The sequence below is a fragment of the Providencia sp. PROV209 genome (assembly GCF_028479485.1).
Lineage (GTDB): Bacteria > Pseudomonadota > Gammaproteobacteria > Enterobacterales > Enterobacteriaceae > Providencia > Providencia alcalifaciens.
Map to the genome: position 1 here is coordinate 1 of NZ_JAMPNR010000027.1, position 21,557 is coordinate 21,557.

Here is a 21,557-nt window from a genome sequence, read left to right on the forward strand (position 1 = left end):
AGGCGTATATCGCTTAGTGATGAAAGCGGGCTCTGATAATTTCCGTGCTTCGGCCGTTCAAGGCGTGATGAAACGCATTAAAGCGAAAGGGATTGAAGTGGTGGTTTACGAGCCAGTACTCAAAGAAGACGAATTCTTCCGCTCGAAAGTTATCCGTGATTTAGACGCGTTCAAAGCCGAATGTGACATTATTCTGGCAAACCGTATGGTGCCTGAACTGGACGATGTGGCGGATAAAGTCTATACCCGTGACTTGTTTGGTAATGACTAAATGAATATTGTATATATTATTACAAAAGCCGATGAGATTGGTGGCGCACAGATACATGTTAGAGATTTATCTATTGCAATGACGAATCTAGGACATAATGTAACTGTCATCGTTGGAGAGTCAGGTGCCTTAACCACTCAATTACAAGAAAATAAAATAAAATACCTTGTTGAACCAAAATTAACTCGAAATATAGCACCAATTAAAGATTTAATCTGCGCAATAAAATTGCGATCTATATTGAAAAAATTATCTCCTGATATTGTTTCATTGCATTCATCAAAAGCTGGAATAATTGGTAGAACAGCTTTACTTGGCAGTAAAATTCCATGCATTTTCACTGCCCATGGTTGGGCATTCGCTGATGGAGTATCTGAAAAACGTAAAAAATTATATATTTTCATTGAAAGATTTTTTTCTAATTTTTGCAAGAAAATCATTACAGTATCTAGGCAAGATAAAGAATTAGCGATTAAATACAATGTAGCTGATAATAATAAACAAATTGTTATCCATAATGGGATGCCTGATAAAAGTATAGAATTCCCTAAGATGAATAATATTAATGAGACTCTGAAACTTATAACTGTCGCACGATTTTCTGAACAAAAAGACCATACATCCTTATTAATGGCGCTTTCTAGTCTATCTCAAAAAAATTGGACATTAGACTTAATTGGTAAAGGCCCCCTTGAGGATGAAATAAAACAATTAGCGAGTAAGTTAGATCTTAGTGAAAAAATCAATTTTTTAGGTGAAAGGCATGATGTGAGTAGGCTACTCGCTAATGCAGACATTTTTATATTACCTTCAAATTGGGAAGGCTTACCAAGAAGCATTATTGAAGCAATGAGCTTTTCATTACCAATTATTGCTTCTGATGTTGGTGGGGTACGTGAAATGGTTTCATCAACTAATGGCTACTTAATTCCGCGTGGCGATAGTAAAGCGATATCATCAGCATTGGCTACGTTACTTGAAAATAAAGATATCCGAGTAAAGATGGGTAACGAAAGTAGACAAATTTATTGTGACCATTTTAACTTTAAAAAAATGCTAGACAATACATACAAACTATATTGCCAAGTAAGTGAAAAAAATTTATGAAACTAACAATCATCGGTGGCTCCGGCTTCATCGGAACACGTCTGTCAAACCAATTAAAATCTCAAAATATCGATTTCAAAATCGTTGATATTGAAAAAAGTGAAGCACATCCTGAAAAGTGGGAATTTGGCGATGTCACCAAGCCTGAAACGCTTATAGAGCCATTGAAAGGTAGTGATGTCATTATTAACCTATCAGCAAAACATAAAGATAATGTTCATCCTATTAGCCTTTACTATGAAGTGAACGTTGATGGAGCCAAAAACGTCTGTGATGTCGCTGAACAACTGGGTATCAAACACATTGTTTTCACTTCATCGGTTGCTGTTTATGGCTTCGTTGAAAAAGAAACCGGGGAAGATGGCGAATATCATCCATTTAACCATTATGGTAAATCTAAGTTAGAAGCTGAATACGTTTACGATGCATGGCAAGCAAAATCAGCGGACAATATCTTAGTCACTATTCGCCCGACCGTTGTCTTTGGTGAAAATAACCGTGGTAACGTTTATAACCTATTCCGCCAAATTGCGTCTGGTCGATTCTTAATGATCGGTTCGGGTAATAACCAAAAATCAATGGCATATGTAGAGAATATCGCAGCATTTATTACGTTTGCCACAACCTTCACTGAAGGAAAGCATGTATTCAATTACATTGATAAGCCTGATTTTACAATGAACGAGTTAACAACGGTCATTTGTGGTGCCCTCAATAAGCCAAAATCCAATATCCGCATTCCATATCCAGTTGGGATTTTAGGTGGCTACTGTTTTGACGTACTTTCTAAACTAACTGGTAAAGAATTTCCAGTGAGTAGCATTCGTGTGAAAAAATTCTGTGCTCGTACACAATTTAAATCTAATTACATTGGCAATACCTCTTTTGTTCCACCCGTTACTTTGGAACAAGGTATCGCCAATACTGTGCAGTATGAGTTTAAATAAATCTAATTTTTCTTAATCTCAATTTTGAGATTTATAGACAGGATTTCACCATGAATAACCCTAGCGTATTGGTCACCGGCGGTCTTGGCTATATTGGTAGCCATACCTGCGTACAAATGATCCAGCAAGGTATTCAGCCGATCATTTTAGATAACCTCCACAATGCTAACCTTGAAGTATTGAACCGCATTGAAACCATCACGGGAACTAAACCGACGTTTTATCAAGGTGATGTTCGTGATAAAGCCGTACTTGATGCCATTTTTGCACAGCATACGATTAGTGCTGTAATCCACTTTGCCGGTTTAAAAGCGGTAGGTGAATCGGTTGAAAAACCGATTGAATACTATGATGTGAATGTGAATGGCACCTTAGTTTTAGTCCAAAGCATGCGTCAGGCGGGTGTTAAGAGCTTAATATTCAGCTCATCTGCAACGGTATATGGTGAGCCTGAACATACCCCGTTAACTGAAGAATCCTCCGTAGGAAACACCAACAGCCCATATGGCACGAGCAAATATATGGTTGAGCGTATTTTAACTGACCTCTGTATCTCTGATAGCGAATGGTCCATTTCCTTACTACGCTACTTCAACCCAGTTGGCGCGCATAACTCCGGTCTGATGGGTGAAGACCCGAATGGAATCCCGAATAACCTCACGCCATTTATTGCACAAGTGGCTGTTGGTCGTCGTAAAGAACTTGCCGTATTCGGCGGAGATTATGCAACCAAAGACGGTACTGGCGTCCGCGATTATATCCACGTTATGGATTTAGCTGATGGACATATTGCTGCATTAGATCATATGAACCAGGGTTCTGGGCTTTATATCTACAATTTAGGTACTGGTACTGGAACAAGTGTGCTAGAAGTTATCGCTGCTTTTGAAAAGGCAGTAGGTAAACCAATTCCTTATAAAATAGCAGAGCGTCGTGCGGGAGATATCGCTGAATATTGGTCAACGCCAGCAAAAGCAGAGCGTGAGCTTGGTTGGAAAGCGAAATATTCTATTCAAGATATGGCTGATGATGTATGGCGCTGGCAATCCATGAATCCAAATGGTTATCAAAGCTAAGTAACATTTATTTTGTAATAATCAGGCGAGCACTCAGCTCGCCTTTTTTATATTTAAAAATCCCCCCCTTCTATACCCCCCATTCGAACTCTCTTCCTTAACTCTCTTTTACTCTAAAAATAACGCTCTAATATTTAAATAAAGTCTTAAAAATAATTCCATTCTCGTCATTACACAAAAAACATCCAAAAAATCAATAACCTTTTTTATTCTATTATATTTTTATATAAGTGGGTTTTTCAGACAAAATATTTGAATATCAATTAAGAATTAAATTATTATGCCAGCCAGAATTATATGTTTGTGTAACTTCAATGTCTGAAATGCACGCTTTCCTATCCTGATTTAGGGCGATTACCATGTTGATGAAATACCTTATTCCTATAGCAGCCAGCGCGCTCATTGCTGGGTGCCAAATCGTCCCTGGAACGTATATTTCCACATCAGAAAAAACCATTATTAACACTGGCAAACATGACATTAATGCGCTTGTGGATATCTACCCTATCTCCCCACAGTTGCTAAATGAAATGCAGATTGCCCCTGTGATCGCCAAACCAAATCCACAACTGGAAAAACAATTAGCCACTTATGACTATCGGGTTGGCGTTGGCGATGTATTGGCCATTACGGTTTGGGATCACCCCGAGCTCACCATTCCTGCGGGTTCTTATCGCAGCGCAGCTGATTCCGGAAATTGGGTTCACTCCGATGGCACAATTTATTATCCCTATATTGGAAAAGTATCCGTTATCGGAAAAACAATTAGTGAAATACGAAAATTAGTGAGCCTCCGACTCGCCGCCTATATTGAAACACCGCAAGTTGATGTCAGCATTGCGGCATTTCGCTCACAAAAAATGTATGTTTCTGGTGAGGTCATCAAGGCGGGAGCGCTTCCCATCACAAATATACCGCTAACCCTCTTAGAGGCATTCAATACGGCAGGTGGGCTCACTGAAAACGCAGATTGGAATAACGTGGTGCTTACCCGTAACGGCAAAGAAATCAAGGTCTCACTGCAATCCTTAGTTCAGTATGGCGACCTAACCCAGAACCACTTAATGCAGCCCAATGATGTGCTATATGTGCCCCGCAATGATGCACAAAAAGTATTTGTGATGGGAGAAGTCGAACAACCAGCGACCCTGACGATCGACCGTGCAGGCATGAGTATTACCGAGGCGCTCAGTAAATCCAGAGGACTCAATCAAACAACAGCAAGTGCGACCGGTATATTTGTGATTCGCCCTATTAATAAGCAAGTACCGAATAATCATATGCCAAATGAGCTACCGCCTCAAAAAATAGCGGTTATTTATCAGCTAGACCTATCCGATGCGACCGCATTAGTGATGGGAACCAAATTTAAATTACAGCCTTATGACCTTGTTTATGTGACCGCAGCGCCTATTGTTCGTTGGAACCGTTTAATTACCCAACTCTTGCCAACCATCACGTCATACAACCTGTTAACCGAAAGTACTAAGCGTATTTATAACTGGTAATACCTATGTTCAATAATATCCTTATTATATGCATGGGCAATATCTGCCGTTCCCCCACTGGAGAACGCTTAATGCAGTTATTTTTCCCTCAAAAAATGATTCATTCCGTCGGCTTTATCGCGCCACTGAACAAACCTGCGGATAACAATGCTATCCGTATTGCTAAAAACCATAATCTCTCTTTAGAGGGGCATTATTCTCGCCGTTTAACTGAACCCCTATGCCAATCAGCAGACTTAATCCTTGTGATGGAAAACCACCATATCCAAAAACTCTATCAACAGTTTCCGCAAACTCGCGGCAAAGTCATGTTATTCGGTGAATGGCTAAACAAATCTGAAATCCCCGATCCCTATAAACATAGTGATGAGATGTTTGAACATGTTTATCAACTTATGGAACAAGCGGCCAGTTCCTGGCAAGGGAAAATTTAATTTTTAACTGATGGCAAAACTAACATAATGATAAATAAAGAAAAAAACCAATCGCTAAATGCAGATGAAATCGACCTTCTCGCCTTATTTAAAGCATTACAATTCAATTATTTAACAATAAGTATTTCGACTGTTATTTTTATATTCATTGCAGGAATATACTGTTTTATGGCTGCCCCCATCTATCAAGCCAATGCCACGCTGCAATATGACAAAGCCAACCAAGCATCATTATTAGATCAAATGAATGACGTGATGCCCTTCGGCAGTCATGCAAATCCGGTAGAATCAGAAGTTGAAGTGATAAAATCCCGCATGGTTTTAGGTAAAACAGTCTCAGACCTTAATTTGGATATTCAAATATCACCATCAGGGCTGTTGCCTAAACTGAGCAGAAATACAATCGCCATCGATATTGGGCAATATTATTTACCCTCTAGCTTAATGGATCAGCCAGCAACACTAACGTATCTCAATGAACATCAATATACTTTGGCTATTGCAGGGGAAACTTATCACGGCAAAATTGGCTTCCCCATAGAGCAACAGGGTATCCGCCTATTAGTGAATTCATTCATGGCAGAAACGGGAGATAAACTGACCCTGATAAAAAATGATCGGTTTTCCACTATCGAAAATTTGCGTAGTCGTATCAGCATTAATGAGCTTGGAAAAAGTACTGGAATCATTAATTTATCGATTAAGGGACTCAATAAGCAAGAAAATACCAAAATACTGGATAACATTATTCAAAATTATATCGATCAAAATATAGAGCATAAGAAAAAAGCCACTGATAACTCGTTGGTCTTTTTAGAGAATTATTTGCCCCAAATAAAAAGTAAGCTTGACCATTATGAAAATCAATTAAATGCTTTTCGTAAAAAAAATGAGTCTATTGACCTCTCTTTAGAAGCGAAATCCGCACTTGAAAGCGCATTACAAATAGAAGAAAAACTCAACGAGCTGACGTTCAAAGAAGTGGAAATTCAACAGTTATATACCCGTAATCACCCTGCTTACCAATCCTTGATAGATAAACGCCAAACATTACTACTCGAAAAAGAACGTATCAGTAAAAATATCCAACAGCTGCCAAATACTCAGCAACAGATTGTTCGGCTAACTCGAGATGTTGAATCAGAACAAGCAATTTATAATCAATTGGTTGCGAAGCAACAAGAACTCAGTGTACTCAATGCTGGGATAACCTCTAACATGCGCATCATTGACCCGGCAGAATCGCAGCCCGCGCCTATTGCGCCGAAAAAAACCTTAATTATGGCTTTAGCATCCATTCTAGGTTTCATTGTCGGTAGCGGTTATGTGCTCGCCAAGGAATGCCTGAATAATAAAATTAAAAATTCTGAAGATATCGAAGCGCTCGGTGTTCAGGTTTATGCAGCCATTCCATTTTCTTTTGATGAAAAAAGATTACAGTCTAATCAACATCGAAAGCCATTAGCGATTGAAAATCCATGCGATCTTGCAATAGAAGCCATCCGTTCATTAAGAACGAGCATCTATTTTTCAGTCATGAACCAAAACAATAACATTGTCATGCTGACTAGCGCGTCGCCCAACATTGGCAAAAGCTTCATTGCTTCAAATATCGCTGTTGTCCTCGCAAATGCAGGTAAAAAAATTCTGCTTATTGATGCCGACTTACGTAAGGGCCATATCCATAAAACTTTTGGCTTAGAAAATAAATCGGGGCTTTCAGAGTTCTTATCTCAACACAATCCTGACCCAATCATTATTCATAAACAAGTTATTGATAATTTGGATATTATAAGCCGAGGAAAGAGTGTTTCTCACTCTTCCGAGCTACTCATGAGCGAACAATTTAAACATTTATTGGACTCGCTTAAGCATCAATATGACATGGTACTGCTTGATACCGCGCCTATTTTTGCAGTAACCGATCCTGCAATTATTGGTAAATATGCGGGAACCTCGCTCCTAATTGCACATTATGATGTCAGTACCGTGAAAGAGCTCGAACGTGCTCTTAAACATTTTGCTCAAAATAATATTGAAATTACAGGTGCGATCCTCAATGGTATTCACAAGAAATCAGAGGATTATCGCTATGTTTACCAGTATTAATGGGATGGCGAGCGATTAGCTCGCCTTTTTATACCCTCAAATTATTCCGTTTCACCCTCGTGCCATGCAATAGATGCATCTTTCCAAATTTGCGCGTAAACTCTGCATCATCTTTTTTCATCTAGACCAATAGCCATTAACGTTATGCCACATATTGTTTTATTCGAACCTGAAATCCCACCCAATACGGGCAACATCATCCGCTTATGTGCTAATACAGGTTTTAGCTTACACCTTATTCACCCGCTGGGTTTTACTTGGGATGACAAACGTTTGCGCCGCGCAGGACTCGATTACAGTGAGTTTGCGGACATCAAACATCACCATGATTATTATGCATTCTTAGAAAGTGAAGGGTTAAATCCTGATAATAATCAGTCGCCAACAGGCGCTCGCGTGTTTGCGTTGACAACCAAAGGTAAACCGAGCCACAGCAATGTGAGCTATCGAGAAGATGATTATTTGATGTTTGGACCAGAAACTCGTGGCTTGCCGCCTTATGTTCTCGACAATATGCCAATCGAGCAGAAAATTCGTATCCCGATGCTAGCTGAAAGCCGCAGTATGAACCTGTCTAACTCGGTCGCCGTTGTGGTTTTCGAAACTTGGCGCCAGCTTGGGTACTCGGGTGCGCTGCTGAAAGACTAGCTTAGCTTGCTTATCCCGCTTGCTAGATTTAGAACAAATCTTGAACATCATTTAAGTTACTGCTAGACTTGTACAATAAATAGTACAAGACAGGTATCATACAATGAAAACCATTTCCTTTAGTGATGCTAGAAGCAATTTGAAAGCAGTGCTTGATAGAGTTGTTGATGATATGGATACGACGATTATAACCCGCCGTGATTCTGAAGCGGCTGTAGTTATGTCCTTGGAATACTACAATAGTTTAATGGAAACCATCTATCTACTGCGCTCTCCTGCAAATGCAGAGCATCTCAACAAATCCATCGAGCAATTTAAAGCGGGTAAGATTTCAGAGAGAAAGCTAATCAATGAGTAGACTTCTAACATGGACGGATCAAGCTTGGGAAGACTATCTATACTGGCAAAACCAAGATAAAAAGACATTAAAGCGGATAAATAAACTCATTGAAGACACGAAAAGAACGCCATTCAGCGGTATAGGTAAACCAGAGCCACTAAAAGAAAACTTGGCTGGCTTCTGGTCTCGTAGAATAGATGAAACAAACAGGCTAGTTTATGCAATCGAAAATACCGCATTAGTTATCATTGCCTGCCGCTATCACTACTGACTTTATTTAAATCCCATCCCCGCTTTCAAAACCATCAACGTTACCATTAAAGTTTTGATCCATCTCTAGCGATGGCTTATCGCTTGTTGGCTTACCAACAATACGAGCAGGAACGCCCGCCACTGTCGTATGAGGAGGAACGGGATGTAATACCACAGAGCCAGCGCCAATTTTCGCGCCACGACCAATTTCAATATTACCGAGTATCTTCGCGCCGGCGCCAATCATCACGCCTTCACGTACTTTTGGATGGCGATCGCCGCAGGTTTTACCCGTACCGCCCAAAGTGACCGATTGGAGGATCGATACATCGTTTTCGACAATCGCCGTCTCACCAATCACAATTCCTGTCGCATGGTCGAGCATAATTCCGCAACCAATTTGTGCAGCAGGATGAATATCAACACCAAAAGAAACTGAAATTTGGTTTTGTAAGTAGACCGCAAGTGCCTTACGACCTTCTCCCCATAACCAATGCCCAATACGGTAGGCTTGTAAGGCGTGAAAGCCTTTTAAATACAACAGAGGAGTCGAGTACTTATCAACCGCGGGGTCACGTAAACGTACCGCAGAAAGATCCATCGCCGCAGAAAAAATCATTTGCTCATCATTGCGATAAGCTTCTTCTACGATCTCACGAACTTCGATTGCAGGCATAATGGGGGAACTAAGCTTATTTGCCAACATATAGCTAAGCGCGCTACCTAAATTATCATGCTTTAGTAATGTCGCGTTAAAAAAACTGGCGAGTAAGGGCTCACAGTCAGCAAGCGCCTTGGCTTCTTCCTTAATGTAACCCCAAATTCTATCCAATTCTTCACGCGACATAATGGCTCTCTTCTATATTATTATTGGCTTATTATTAGCTTGGTAATTTAGGCATATCCGCAATTTCATCTTTAGTTGCCCGCCCTAACAGCGCTTGGGAGGCTTCTAACACATTTTTATTGCAATAGAGGATTTGGTAAATTTGTTCTGTGATTGGCATTTCAACACCGGCACGTTCCGCAAGGGCTTTCACCTCTTTGGTATTACGATAGCCTTCAACCACTTGCCCAATCTCTTTTTCCGCCTCTTCAACACTGACACCATTTCCCAGCATCATACCAAAACGGCGATTACGAGATTGGTTATCCGTGCAGGTTAGCACTAAATCACCTAACCCAGCCATACCCATAAATGTTGAAGGGTCAGCGCCTAATGACACACCTAAGCGGCTCATTTCAGCTAACCCACGCGTGATTAATGCTGTACGAGCATTTGCACCAAAGCCCATTCCATCCGAGATCCCAGCGCCAATCGCAATCACGTTTTTCACGGCACCACCAAGCTGCACACCTATCATGTCTGGGTTTTTATAGACACGGAAGCTTTTGCCACAATGGAATAATTTTTGTAAATCATCACCAAACTGGCTATCAGATGCTGCCACTGAAATTGCAGTAGGAAGACCCGCCGCTAACTCTTTCGCAAACGTAGGTCCAGACAATACCGCCAGGGGAATTTCATTACCTAATACCTCACGCGCGACATCTTGCAACAAACGTCCAGTATCTCTCTCTAGCCCTTTGGTTGCCCAAATAATGCGGGAGCCCGCTTGCAGATACGGTTTGATTTGCTTCAGTACGTCACCAAATACATGGCTAGGCACTACAATCAAGATATTCAAGCTCGCTTCAACGGCACTTTTTAAGTCCGTCTCGAGAGATAAACTATCAGGGAAAGAAACGCCAGGCAAAAACGCCTGATTGCTACGTTCTTGGTTTAATTTGCGGATATGTGCAGGATCATGCCCCCACAGCACCACCTGATGACCATTACGTGCAAGGGTAATGGCTAAAGCGGTGCCGTACGAGCCGGCACCGATCACTGTCATTGAAGCAGTATTCATTAAGCGACCTTATTGAACTTCAGGGTTCTGCGCTTGTTCACCTTGTTGCTGCTGTAAATAATTCATGAACAGTGCATCAAAGTTAACTGGCGCTAAGTTCAATTGTGGGAATGTACCGCGACCCACCATGTTAGTGATAGTTTCACGCGCATATGGGAACAGGATGTTCGGGCAGTATGCACCTAAGCAATGCGCCATTTGTGTTCCTTCGATACCATCGATAGAGAACACACCCGCTTGCTGAACTTCACACAAGAATGCAGTTTCTTCGCCCAATGTTGCAGTCGTTGTTACACGCAGAACAACTTCATATACGCCTTCAGCTAATTGAGTTGAAGAAGTATCTAAATCTAATTTGATCTCTGGCTGCCACTCTTTTTGAAAGATTTGAGGTGCATTAGGTGCTTCAAATGAAACGTCTTTTGCATAAATACGTTGAATTTGAAATACCATTTCCGAGTTGTTTTGTTCTGACATAATAATTACCTTACTTCCATATTAGAGTTTCGAGATATATTCAGTTGCCGACACCGTGCCGGATGATTACTTCTTACCACGAGCCAGCGGCAGATTTTCACCCGCCCAACCAGCGATCCCTTCTTTCAGGACAAAGACTTTTTCAAAACCATGTTTAGCTAGCTGTTCCGCAGGTTTACCTGCTTCCATACCACTCGCAGAAACCATAATCACTGATTTTTGTTTGTGTTTTTCCAGCTCACCCAAATTATTATCTTTAATTTCAGATGGTGTTAAGTTAATTGAATCAATAATATGCCCTTTGCGGAACTCTTCACGCGTACGTAAGTCCACAACAATGGCTTCTTCTTTATTGATCATCGCAATCGCTTGAGTGCGCGCAATGACTTTAGTTTTAGAGAATAGGCTTCTGAAGGTCATCACGACCACAGCAACAAATAACACTATCCAAGTCAGACTAACAAACGTGTTACGACCGACAAATTGCATGATTTCTTGGATCATGGGGGGCAATTACTCCCGTTAGTTAAAAACGAATATCAAAGGGTTCAGAGTATACCTTTGTGCTGAGCTAATTACAGCCAGTTAGCGCAAACTAGAATATCTTTTTTGCGAAAACACTCGCAGAGTTAACACCTTTTTACTGAAAAAAAGAAATTTTTCCTCGAAGCTGCACGCAAGCATTTTAACATAAACATGCTCAGACTAGGCCTCGACGATAAATTAATTCCCGTCAAGATAGAAAAAAAGCCCCTAAAACTAGCTATACAAAAAAAATCAGTGATAATACGCCTATAATTTGACTTAGTATTACGTTGCATAATAGCAACATTCTTAATTTTTAAGCGTTTTTATGACTATTTTTAAGAGAACACTGGAAAGCACGACTTGCAGATGAAATAATCAGTTATTGCATTTAATTGAGGTGATCTATCACAATGGCCCATACATCCCATCGAATAAAAACATTTTTTGTTCGTCAGGCAATGATTCCTGCCCTGCTTGGTTTGGGATTATTTACTTTGGCGCCTTCTCATGTCGCACTCGCGAATCCGATCACCGAAAATAAAGGTCAGCTAAACGACCTACTGAAAAGTATCGCTGAAAAAGAAAAAAGCGTTAAAGAACAGCAGGCTAAAAAAAGCAATCTCCTCCAGCAATTGAAAGAACAAGAACAAAGTATTTCTGCCGCAAGCCGTGATTTGCACCTAACCCAAAACCAATTAAAACAACTAGATAAAGAAATATCCGCTTTATCCGCCAATATTAGTCGATTGCAGAAGAAAAAAAATGAACAAGAAAAACTGCTTGCTGAGCAATTGGATGCCGCATTTCGACTTGGCAAACATCAAGGTTTATCACTACTGTTAAAAGGTGAAGAAGGTCAACGCGAAGAACGTATTCTTGCCTACTATGGCTACCTTAATCAGGCCCGCGAAAAAACGATTCTTGGGCTGGAAGAAACGACTCAAGAACTGCATGAGCAAAAGCAGTTAGAACAAAAAAAACAGGCGGAGCAAAAAACAACGCTCACACGCCAGCAGCAAGAAAAACAAAAATTAGATAATGCGCAAGCTTCAAGGCAAAAAACATTAACTGTCTTAGAAAGCGCATTAAAAGAAGATCAGAAAAACTTAGCGGTATTAAAGCAAAACGAAGCCAGATTACGTGACAAAATTGCCAAAGCAGAGCGTGAAGCTAAAGCTCGAGCGGAACGCGAAGCGCGTGAAGCAGCTCGAATTCGTGCTCAAGTAGCTGAAAAAGAGCGAAAAGCGAAACAGAAAGGGGCAACCTACAAGCCATCCGAAAGTGAGCAATCACTGATGTCCCGAACAGGCGGTTTAGGTCGTCCAGCCGGTCAAGCTATTTGGCCAGTACGAGGTTCAACGCTACACAATTACGGTGATGTCATCTCCAGTGAATTACGCTGGAAAGGGATGGTTATTGCGGCGAATGAAGGTACCCAAGTTAAAGCTATCGCTGATGGTCGAGTATTACTCGCAGACTGGTTACAAGGTTACGGCCTGGTTGTCGTCGTTGAACACGGTAAAGGCGATATGAGCTTATATGGCTATAACCAAAGCGCCCTAGTTAACGTCGGACAAGAAGTCCGTGCTGGTCAGCCGATTGCCTTGGTAGGAAGCAGTGGTGGTCAAGAACGCCCTGCTCTTTATTTTGAAATTCGTCGTCAAGGTAAAACCGTTAACCCTCGTCCATGGTTAGGTCGATAAAAATATCAATAGATAGCTGTACCCATAAATAAATAGATAGCGAGTTGATAACATTCTAGTCTCTCGCTAATTCTATAATCTGTTAGGAAAATCATTATGTTAAAACACTCACCCGTAAAATTACTGATTAGCTTACTCCTTCTCATAATTGGCTTTCAGGTGAGTGCAGCTAAGCTTGCAATTGTCATTGATGATTTCGGCTATCGCGTAAAAGAAGATAATCAAATACTCGCGCTACCTGCGGCAATCAGCATTGCGATTTTACCTAACTCACCTCATGGTGCTGAGGTTGCGGCAACCGCCTATCAACAAGGGCGAGATATTTTGATTCATATGCCAATGAAACCTTTGAGTAAACAACCACTTGAAAAAGATACTCTCGCCCCTTCGATGAGTGCTGAAGAGGTTGACCGCATCATCAAAAATGCCATTAGCCGAGTTCCTCACGCTAAAGGAATGAATAACCATATGGGCAGCGAGATGACCTCCAGCCTTTCTGGGATGCGCAATGTAATGCGCTCGTTGTCGCAATCGAACCTCTTTTTCTTAGATAGCGTCACCATTGGCAATACACAAGCTGTGAATGCGGCAAAAGAATTCGGTGTCCCCTCCGCAAAACGAAATATTTTTATTGATAACCACCAATCTGAAGAGGAAACACGCACTCAACTGAATAAAGCCATTGCCTACGCACGTAAACATGGTAGTGCGGTCGCCATTGGTCACCCACATCCTTCGACAGTACGAGCATTACAAAAATTTATTCCTCAAGTTCCCGCAGATATTGAATTAGTCCCCGTCAGCACTTTAGTCAATCATCAATCAGCAACGGGCGAGCCTCGCAAAACACTCAGAATGCAGCCTGAAGGTATGACTCATTCGTTACCAACAGAAAAGCCTGAAGTAAAAACACCAAGTCAATCCGATGAAAAACTGACTGAGCCTACGCAGCCAATCTCCGCTGACAAAACCTCCGTACCAGAAAATTCAGAACTCACAGAGGTCAATAAAAACGCTCAACAATCTGAGCAACCGACCGAATTAGGAATTTGTGAGATAGAGCTTCCAACTACCCGCCTACAAGGCATTGACCTACTCATGTTTGTGGTAGAAGCCATTTATCAAGATAAAACCTTGCTACCTTTAATTGCAGGAAAGAAAGCCTCATAGCAATAAATAGGCAGAATATAAAAAGGGTTCAAAAGCATTTAGCCTATGAACCCTTAGAAATAACCGATTGATTAAACTTAATTTAGTCCCAGTTTAAAATCACTTTTCCTGATTGCCCTGAACGCATGACATCAAAGCCCTTTTGGAAATCATCAATGGAAAACTCATGAGTAATGATTGGTGATAAATCAAGACCAGACTGTACTAAAGTCGCCATCTTGTACCACGTTTCAAACATTTCCCGTCCATAAATTCCCTTGATAAACAATCCTTTGAAAATCACTTGGCTCCAGTCTGTTGCCATCGATGCTGGAGGGATACCTAACAGAGCAATTCTGCCACCATGATTCATGGTGTCTAGCATGGTTTGGAAAGCGGCTGGCGCCCCTGAAACTTCTAACGCCACATCAAATCCTTCTTTCATCCCCAGCTCATTCATCACATCTTTAAGGTTTTCACGGCTCACATTCACCGTACGTGTTACACCCATTTTCTTTGCTAATTCAAGACGATAATCGTTCACATCGGTGATCACCACATGACGAGCGCCCACGTGTCGGCAAACAGCCGCCGCCATAATACCAATGGGACCTGCACCAGATACCAGCACATCTTCCCCGACTAAATCAAAGGACAGCGCTGTATGTACCGCATTACCAAATGGGTCAAAGATCGATGCTATTTCATCTGGGATATTGTCAGGAATTTTAAACGCATTAAACGCAGGGATCACTAAGTACTCAGCGAAACACCCTGGGCGATTGACACCTACGCCAATCGTGTTACGGCACAAGTGGGTACGCCCTCCACGGCAATTTCGGCAATGACCGCAAGTGATATGCCCTTCGCCAGAAACGCGGTCACCAATTTTAAATCCTTTAACTTCCTGCCCAATCTCAACAATTTCCCCTATATATTCATGACCTACCACCATGGGGACGGGAATCGTTTTTTGCGACCATTCATCCCAATTGTAGATATGAACATCCGTCCCACAAATCGCGGTTTTACGGATTTTAATCATCACATCATTGTGTCCCAGTTCTGGTTTCGGAACATCTGTCATCCATATACCTGGTTCTGCTTTTAATTTGGACAGTGCTTTCATAGGCGACCTTTTATTAGAGGCTAAATTAATTGGAGTTTTTTGCCAATACGGGTGAATGCATCAACAGCGTGTAAAATATCCTCCTCACTGTGAGCCGCAGACATTTGCGTGCGAATTCGCGCTTGTCCTTGCGGAACAACAGGATAGAAGAATCCTGTTACATAAATACCTTCTTTTAATAACTCAGAAGCGAATTCCTGTGCTACTTTGGCATCACCTAACATCACAGGAATGATGGCATGGTCAGCGCCTGCTAAAGTAAAACCAGCAGCAGACATTTTTTCTCTAAATAACACCGCATTACGCCATAATTTTTCACGACGCTCTTTTCCATCGGCCATCATATCGATCACCTTAATCGAGGCGGCGACAATGGCTGGCGCAAGAGAGTTAGAAAATAAATAAGGGCGAGAACGCTGACGTAACCACTCAATCACCTCTTTTTTGGCAGCAGTATAACCACCTGATGCGCCACCCAATGCTTTTCCTAATGTGCCAGTAATAATGTCAACGCGCCCCATCACTTTACAGTACTCATGGCTACCGCGACCATTTTCACCAACAAAACCAACTGCATGAGAGTCATCAACCATCACTAATGCGTTATACTCATCCGCAAGATCACAGACTGTTTTTAAATCCGCAATCACACCATCCATCGAGAAAACGCCGTCAGTGGCAATCAAAATATGGCGTGCCCCTGCGGCTTTAGCTTCTTCAAGACGTTGCTTTAATTCCGTCATATTGTTATTGCTGTAACGGTATCGCTGGGCTTTACATAAGCGAACACCATCAATAATAGATGCATGGTTTAACGCATCAGAAATAATTGCATCCTCAGGTCCTAACAGCGTTTCAAACAGTCCGCCATTCGCATCAAAGCAGGATGAATATAAAATCGCATCTTCCATTCCAAGGAAATCCGCAATTTTCTTTTCAAGAACTTTATGGCTATCTTGGGTTCCACAAATAAAGCGCACTGATGCCATACCAAAACCGTGGCTATCCATTCCTTGTTTTGCAGCTTCAATTAATGCGGGATGATTGGCTAAGCCTAAATAGTTATTTGCACAAAAATTAATAACGCGCTGCCCACCTTGGATTTCAATATCCGCATCTTGAGATGTCGTTATAATGCGTTCATGTTTAAACAAGCCCTCAGCTTCTATTTGCACCAATTGTTGTTTAATCTGCTGGTAAAATTGTTCTGACATGATTTGTTCCTGTAAAGAAGTTGTTTACAGAGTTTAATTATAGTCACTAGAACTAGCGATATCTGGTGAGCAAATAAGTTAAGTTTGTAGACAAGATCACGATAATTCCCTTTAAAGAGGTATGACAACTAGGACAATTATCTGGTCGATATACTGTTGTCTGCACAAAGAGGTGTTATTATAGACCCCAATTTTATATCCCATTTATTCTTAACCCACTTGAGGTATTCACGATGATCGTAGTCACTGGCGGAGCTGGTTTTATTGGCAGCAATATTATTAAAGCTCTGAATGAAATAGGTCGCACCGATATTCTAGTGGTTGATAACCTGAAAGATGGTACTAAGTTTGCCAATCTCGTTGATCTCGATATTGCCGATTATATGGATAAAGAAGACTTTATCGTGAGCGTGATTGCTGGTGATGATTTTGGCGATATTGATGCCGTTTTCCATGAAGGTGCTTGTTCATCCACCACTGAGTGGGATGGTAAGTACATCATGGACAACAACTATCAATTTTCTAAAGAGCTACTGCATTACTGTTTAGAGCGTGAAATTCCATTCTTATATGCTTCTTCTGCTGCTACTTACGGTGGACGTAGCGATAATTTCATCGAAGAACGCGAATTTGAAAAACCGCTGAACGTATACGGCTACTCTAAATTCCAATTTGACCAATATGTTCGTAACATCATGCCGGAAGCGCAATCGCAAGTCTGTGGTTTCCGCTATTTCAACGTATATGGACCAAATGAAAACCATAAAGGCAGCATGGCAAGCGTGGCTTATCACTTAAATAAACAGATTAATGAAGGACAAAATCCCAAACTGTTTGAAGGAAGTGAGACTTTCCGCCGTGACTTTATTTATGTCGGTGATGTTGCTGCCGTAAACTTATGGTTCTGGGAAAACAACGTTTCAGGTATTTTTAACTGTGGCACAGGTCGTGCAGAATCTTTCCAAGCGGTAGCCGATGCAGTGACTGCATTCCATAAAGATAAAAATGTGGCGATTGAATACATTGAATTCCCAGAGAAATTAAAAGGTCGCTACCAAAGCTTCACGCAAGCGGATCTCACTAAACTACGTGCTGCTGGCTATACTGCACCGTTTAAAACGGTTGCCGAAGGCGTCACCGAATATATGCAATGGCTGAATAAGGACGCGTAATCCTCATTTATGAAAATATTGGTGATCGGTCCCTCGTGGGTGGGGGATATGATGATGTCCCAGAGCCTTTATCGCACGATCAAGGCGCTGCATCCTCATGCTCAAATTGATGTTATGGCACCAGACTGGTGCCGTCCCTTGCTGGCAAAAATGCCCGAGGTATCTGAAGCCATTTCCATGCCATTAGGGCATGGAAAGTTAGAAATTGGCGAACGTCGCCAATTAGGTATCAAATTGCGCAAAAATGGCTACGATCAGGCGATTGTTTTACCGAACTCGTTAAAATCTGCACTGGTCCCTTTCTTTGCCAAAATAGCCAAAAGAACTGGATGGCGTGGTGAAATGCGCTATGGGTTGCTCAACGATTTACGCCCATTAAATAAACAAGCATTTCCGTTGATGGTTCAGCGCTATGTCGCATTGGCGTATGATAAACAACGTATTAAATCAGCCGAAGATATCCCTGCGCCTATTTTATGGCCGAAATTAGTCACGGATAAACAACACGTTGATGAAACCGTTCGCCAGTTCAATATCGATTCTTCTCGCCCCATTATTGGTTTTTGCCCAGGTGCGGAATTTGGTCCTGCCAAACGTTGGCCACACTACCACTATGCCGCTCTTGCCGAAAAATTGATTAGTAAGCAAGGCTATCAAGTGCTGTTATTTGGCTCTCAAAAAGACCATGACGCAGGTGAAGAGATCCGTCAAAGTTTAACTGACAGTGCTCGCAATTCATGCCTTAATTTTGCTGGGAAAACGTCATTAGAACAAGCGGTTAACCTTATTGATTCTTGCCAAGCCGTGGTGAGCAATGACTCTGGTCTCATGCACGTTGCTGCCGCACTAGATAAACCACTCGTCGCTTTGTATGGACCAAGTAGCCCAGACTTCACTCCCCCACTAACAGATAAAGCGGAAGTGATACGCCTCATCACGGGTTATCACAAAGTCCGTAAAGGTGATGGCGAGAGTGGTTATCATCAAAGTTTAATCGATATTCAACCTCAGATGGTACTTGATGCCCTTACACGTTTAAATATAGGTATTAAATAATGAGAGTGTTATTAGTAAAAACATCATCTATGGGAGATGTTTTACACTCTCTGCCTGCATTGACAGATGCGCAGACTGCGATACCAGATATTCAGTTTGATTGGGTGGTTGAAGAGGGATTTGCTCAAATTCCCACATGGCATAGTGCTGTAAACAAAGTGATTCCTGTCGCCATTCGCCGTTGGCGAAAAAATTGGTTTTCTGCACCCATTCGAGCTGAACGTGCAGAATTTCGTCGCCAATTACAAGAAACGCACTATGATGCGATTATCGATGCACAAGGGTTACTTAAAAGTGCATTGCTAGTGACTCGTCTCGCTCATGGTCCTAAACATGGTTATGATCGCCATAGTATTCGAGAACCGATCGCCAGTTTCTTCTACGATCATCGTTATTCCATTAGTAAACAGCAGCATGCTGTAGAACGTATTCGCCAGTTATTTGCCAAAAGCCTTGGATACAGCTGCCCCACAACGCAAGGTGATTACGCGATTGCTCGCCACTTTTCACAATCCAGTCACGAAGATCTCGCACCTTATGTGGTGTTTTTACACTCGACCACGCGTGATGATAAGCATTGGTCTGAGTCTCATTGGCGTGAACTTATTCAGTTAATGAAAGAAACTGGACTGAAGGTGAAGCTCCCATGGGGTGCAGAACATGAACGCCAACGCGCAATGAGGCTAGCCGAGGGTTTTGATTTTGTTGAAGTTTTACCAAAATTAATGCTAGCACAAGTCGCACAACAAATTGCGGATGCTAAAGCGGTAGTTTCTGTTGATACTGGTTTAAGCCATTTGACTGCGGCCTTAGATAAACCAAACTTCACTCTATTTGGTCCCACCGATCCAGGCTTAATTGGTGGTTATGGGAAGGGACAAAATGAGATAAAAAGCGCGGATAAATGTATGGATAGCATTACAGCCAATACTGTTTTTCAGCAATTAAGTGCCTATCTTTAAACTACCTGTTCTAGCTTCCCTTCTACAGTATGGGATCCAAAAAAATGAAGCGGTCATTTGACCACTTCATTATTTCTCAATACAGAAGAAGATTGCTATTTTTTCTCGGGCGCGATAAACCCAAAACACATGGTTTTCGGCTCAGCATCCGGTTCAGAACGATAAATGACGTCTTCTTTCTCAATCGTAAACTGTGGCCAGAATTTACGTACTTTCGCAAAATCTTCATGTGCACAATCATCATATTTACGACCTAATAAAATAGCACCGTGTTCACGAATTTCTGCTTCAGTAATATCACGGTTATACACATTTGGTGGCATATGATTTTCTAGCGTCCACGGCTGAATAACATGTGGTCTATCTTGAGCATAGATAATAAACCATTGATGCAAATTATCCTCTCCGCCGACATATTTCACTGGTGTGCCATAACGCTGGTACCAACGCTGCTCGCCTTCAGCAATTAAGATTTTCACCCCAATGAACTTTTGACCAGCGCCACGAATATTTCCTGCTTGAACAATCAAGTAGCCCAGAATCATCAATACGCCAACCACTACTAAACCAATTAATGGTTTTTTCAGAGATTTCTTTGGCATTACCGTGATTGAACCAACAAACAAAGGTGCACATACCATCATAAATGGTTGTAGCCATTCCGTAATTCGTCCGCCATCATGGAACGAAAACCAACCGTAAATAACCGCTAATGGAAATAAAATAATAAAGTTTGCCATGCGATTAGATAATGCTTTTGGCCAACCAATTTTTCCACCACAACAATACAAAATAATGGCTGCAATGATCAGTGGATAAAACACACTTAATGCGGCTTCAGTCGTATGTAAATTAAAACCAGGATCAATTTGCGAACCTACCCATTTAAAGGCAGAAAAATCACTCGCTATTAGCCAGAATAAGTTTGGCAGTATCATGGCAAACCAAAGTGCTATCGCGAGATAAAATACCGGATGGCGGTAGCTTTGGCGGGCTTGCTTCACAAATACAGTTAGCAAGAACACTGAACCAACTAAGGCTAATGTAGAATATTTCCCCATCGTAGCGAGGCCTGCAACCAAAGCAAACGGTAGCCACCACAGCGGGTTATCTTCAACAGAGCGAAGAAAAAAGTAGAGTACCCACGGCCAGAGTGTTACTAAAATATAGTTATCATTATAAGGAATGATATCGAAGTTAATAACACCGGATAAATTCATCATCAGCATCGCAAACCATGCAAGATCTCGACGCCCGGTTAATCGATATGCTAATTTCCATACCCCGAGTAGCCCAAATGCAATACCGACAAAATGGCTAAAGTACCAATAGAAACTATAGGAAATACCCAGATGGATGGCAGGCCACATCATCATGCCCACGAACCAAGGGTTTTTTGGCGACCCCCATTCACCATTCATTCCCCAGTTCACCGCTTCGACGGTATCATAGGGAACCGTTGGGTCAAAAAAGAAACTCGCAAGGATCCAGGCGATGGCATAGCCAATGATCCAAAGATACAAATACTTATTTGAGGCTGGTTGATTGGTAGTTGGCATTCTTTT

22 protein-coding genes are annotated in these 21,557 nt (G+C 41.6%); 15 read left to right on the plus strand and 7 right to left on the minus strand.

Going from position 1 to position 21,557, the window contains the following annotated elements:
* The 10 genes from PR795_RS17365 to PR795_RS17410 all read left to right on the plus strand — a co-directional run.
* On the plus strand, positions 1 to 271 hold a 271-nt coding region (locus PR795_RS17365), incomplete at its 5' end, for a UDP binding domain-containing protein (protein WP_272516973.1).
* Positions 272 to 1,378, plus strand: coding sequence for a glycosyltransferase family 4 protein (locus PR795_RS17370; RefSeq protein WP_181480387.1), 1,107 nt, complete (start codon positions 272 to 274; stop codon positions 1,376 to 1,378).
* Positions 1,375 to 2,325, plus strand: a complete 951-nt coding sequence (locus tag PR795_RS17375; RefSeq protein WP_181480388.1) for an NAD-dependent epimerase/dehydratase family protein — start codon at positions 1,375 to 1,377, stop codon at positions 2,323 to 2,325. The genes PR795_RS17370 and PR795_RS17375 overlap by 4 nt, the downstream gene beginning before the upstream one ends.
* 50 nt (positions 2,326 to 2,375) lie before the next feature.
* Positions 2,376 to 3,401, plus strand: coding sequence for a UDP-glucose 4-epimerase GalE (galE, locus tag PR795_RS17380; RefSeq protein ID WP_272516974.1), 1,026 nt, complete (start codon positions 2,376 to 2,378; stop codon positions 3,399 to 3,401).
* A 359-nt stretch (positions 3,402 to 3,760) separates the two neighbouring features.
* A complete protein-coding gene (locus PR795_RS17385; RefSeq protein WP_272516975.1) occupies positions 3,761 to 4,909 on the plus strand; it encodes a polysaccharide export protein in 1,149 nt (382 codons plus the stop codon).
* Positions 4,910 to 4,914: 5 nt separating this feature from the next.
* Positions 4,915 to 5,343 carry an arsenate reductase/protein-tyrosine-phosphatase family protein gene (locus PR795_RS17390; RefSeq protein ID WP_036967040.1) on the plus strand — a complete coding sequence of 143 codons (429 nt, stop codon included), beginning with the start codon at positions 4,915 to 4,917 and terminating at the stop codon, positions 5,341 to 5,343.
* 27 nt (positions 5,344 to 5,370) lie between these two features.
* Positions 5,371 to 7,452, plus strand: a complete 2,082-nt coding sequence (locus tag PR795_RS17395) for a polysaccharide biosynthesis tyrosine autokinase (protein ID WP_181480391.1) — start codon at positions 5,371 to 5,373, stop codon at positions 7,450 to 7,452.
* Positions 7,453 to 7,596: 144 nt separating this feature from the next.
* A complete protein-coding gene (gene trmL, locus PR795_RS17400) occupies positions 7,597 to 8,100 on the plus strand; it encodes a tRNA (uridine(34)/cytosine(34)/5-carboxymethylaminomethyluridine(34)-2'-O)-methyltransferase TrmL (RefSeq protein ID WP_272516976.1) in 504 nt (167 codons plus the stop codon).
* Positions 8,101 to 8,203: 103 nt separating this feature from the next.
* A complete protein-coding gene (locus PR795_RS17405) occupies positions 8,204 to 8,458 on the plus strand; it encodes a type II toxin-antitoxin system Phd/YefM family antitoxin (protein ID WP_006663215.1) in 255 nt (84 codons plus the stop codon).
* A complete protein-coding gene (locus PR795_RS17410) occupies positions 8,451 to 8,711 on the plus strand; it encodes a Txe/YoeB family addiction module toxin (RefSeq protein ID WP_006663216.1) in 261 nt (86 codons plus the stop codon). Before PR795_RS17405 ends, PR795_RS17410 begins: the two co-directional genes overlap by 8 nt.
* Positions 8,712 to 8,717: 6 nt before the next feature.
* Here PR795_RS17410 and cysE read toward each other — a convergent pair whose 3' ends face one another.
* The 4 genes from cysE to PR795_RS17430 form a co-directional block, all read right to left on the minus strand.
* On the minus strand, positions 8,718 to 9,539 hold the full coding sequence (gene cysE / locus PR795_RS17415) for a serine O-acetyltransferase (protein ID WP_006660559.1): 822 nt from the start codon (positions 9,537 to 9,539) through the stop codon (positions 8,718 to 8,720).
* A gap of 34 nt (positions 9,540 to 9,573) precedes the next feature.
* Positions 9,574 to 10,602, minus strand: a complete 1,029-nt coding sequence (gene gpsA, locus PR795_RS17420; RefSeq protein WP_006660560.1) for an NAD(P)H-dependent glycerol-3-phosphate dehydrogenase — start codon at positions 10,600 to 10,602, stop codon at positions 9,574 to 9,576.
* A gap of 9 nt (positions 10,603 to 10,611) precedes the next feature.
* On the minus strand, positions 10,612 to 11,079 hold the full coding sequence (gene secB / locus PR795_RS17425) for a protein-export chaperone SecB (RefSeq protein ID WP_006660561.1): 468 nt from the start codon (positions 11,077 to 11,079) through the stop codon (positions 10,612 to 10,614).
* 66 nt (positions 11,080 to 11,145) lie between these two features.
* The gene (locus tag PR795_RS17430; protein WP_224051067.1) at positions 11,146 to 11,580 is read right to left on the minus strand and encodes a rhodanese-like domain-containing protein; all 435 of its coding nucleotides are present in this window, start codon (positions 11,578 to 11,580) and stop codon (positions 11,146 to 11,148) included.
* Between the two features lie 437 nt (positions 11,581 to 12,017).
* Between PR795_RS17430 and envC the strand changes: the two genes are divergently transcribed.
* The gene (gene envC, locus PR795_RS17435; RefSeq protein WP_006663217.1) at positions 12,018 to 13,310 is read left to right on the plus strand and encodes a murein hydrolase activator EnvC; all 1,293 of its coding nucleotides are present in this window, start codon (positions 12,018 to 12,020) and stop codon (positions 13,308 to 13,310) included.
* 96 nt (positions 13,311 to 13,406) lie between these two features.
* Positions 13,407 to 14,480 carry a divergent polysaccharide deacetylase family protein gene (locus tag PR795_RS17440; protein WP_181480393.1) on the plus strand — a complete coding sequence of 358 codons (1,074 nt, stop codon included), beginning with the start codon at positions 13,407 to 13,409 and terminating at the stop codon, positions 14,478 to 14,480.
* Between the two features lie 82 nt (positions 14,481 to 14,562).
* Here the strand turns inward: PR795_RS17440 and tdh are convergent, their stop codons facing one another.
* The gene (tdh, locus tag PR795_RS17445) at positions 14,563 to 15,588 is read right to left on the minus strand and encodes an L-threonine 3-dehydrogenase (protein WP_181480394.1); all 1,026 of its coding nucleotides are present in this window, start codon (positions 15,586 to 15,588) and stop codon (positions 14,563 to 14,565) included.
* A 20-nt stretch (positions 15,589 to 15,608) separates the two neighbouring features.
* The gene (locus PR795_RS17450) at positions 15,609 to 16,802 is read right to left on the minus strand and encodes a glycine C-acetyltransferase (RefSeq protein ID WP_036979178.1); all 1,194 of its coding nucleotides are present in this window, start codon (positions 16,800 to 16,802) and stop codon (positions 15,609 to 15,611) included.
* Between the two features lie 233 nt (positions 16,803 to 17,035).
* Here PR795_RS17450 and rfaD point away from each other — a divergent pair, with 233 nt between their 5' ends.
* From rfaD to rfaC, 3 genes are read left to right on the plus strand one after another with little or no spacing between them, the layout of a single operon-like run.
* Positions 17,036 to 17,974, plus strand: coding sequence for an ADP-glyceromanno-heptose 6-epimerase (rfaD, locus tag PR795_RS17455; RefSeq protein WP_006660567.1), 939 nt, complete (start codon positions 17,036 to 17,038; stop codon positions 17,972 to 17,974).
* 9 nt (positions 17,975 to 17,983) lie between these two features.
* The gene (gene rfaF, locus PR795_RS17460) at positions 17,984 to 19,030 is read left to right on the plus strand and encodes an ADP-heptose--LPS heptosyltransferase RfaF (protein WP_181480395.1); all 1,047 of its coding nucleotides are present in this window, start codon (positions 17,984 to 17,986) and stop codon (positions 19,028 to 19,030) included.
* Complete coding sequence (gene rfaC / locus PR795_RS17465; protein ID WP_272516977.1) at positions 19,030 to 19,992, plus strand: lipopolysaccharide heptosyltransferase RfaC; 963 nt, start codon at positions 19,030 to 19,032, stop codon at positions 19,990 to 19,992. Before rfaF ends, rfaC begins: the two co-directional genes overlap by 1 nt.
* A 95-nt stretch (positions 19,993 to 20,087) precedes the next feature.
* Here rfaC and PR795_RS17470 read toward each other — a convergent pair whose 3' ends face one another.
* Positions 20,088 to 21,551, minus strand: a complete 1,464-nt coding sequence (locus tag PR795_RS17470; protein WP_181480397.1) for an ArnT family glycosyltransferase — start codon at positions 21,549 to 21,551, stop codon at positions 20,088 to 20,090.
* Positions 21,552 to 21,557: the final 6 nt, after the last annotated feature.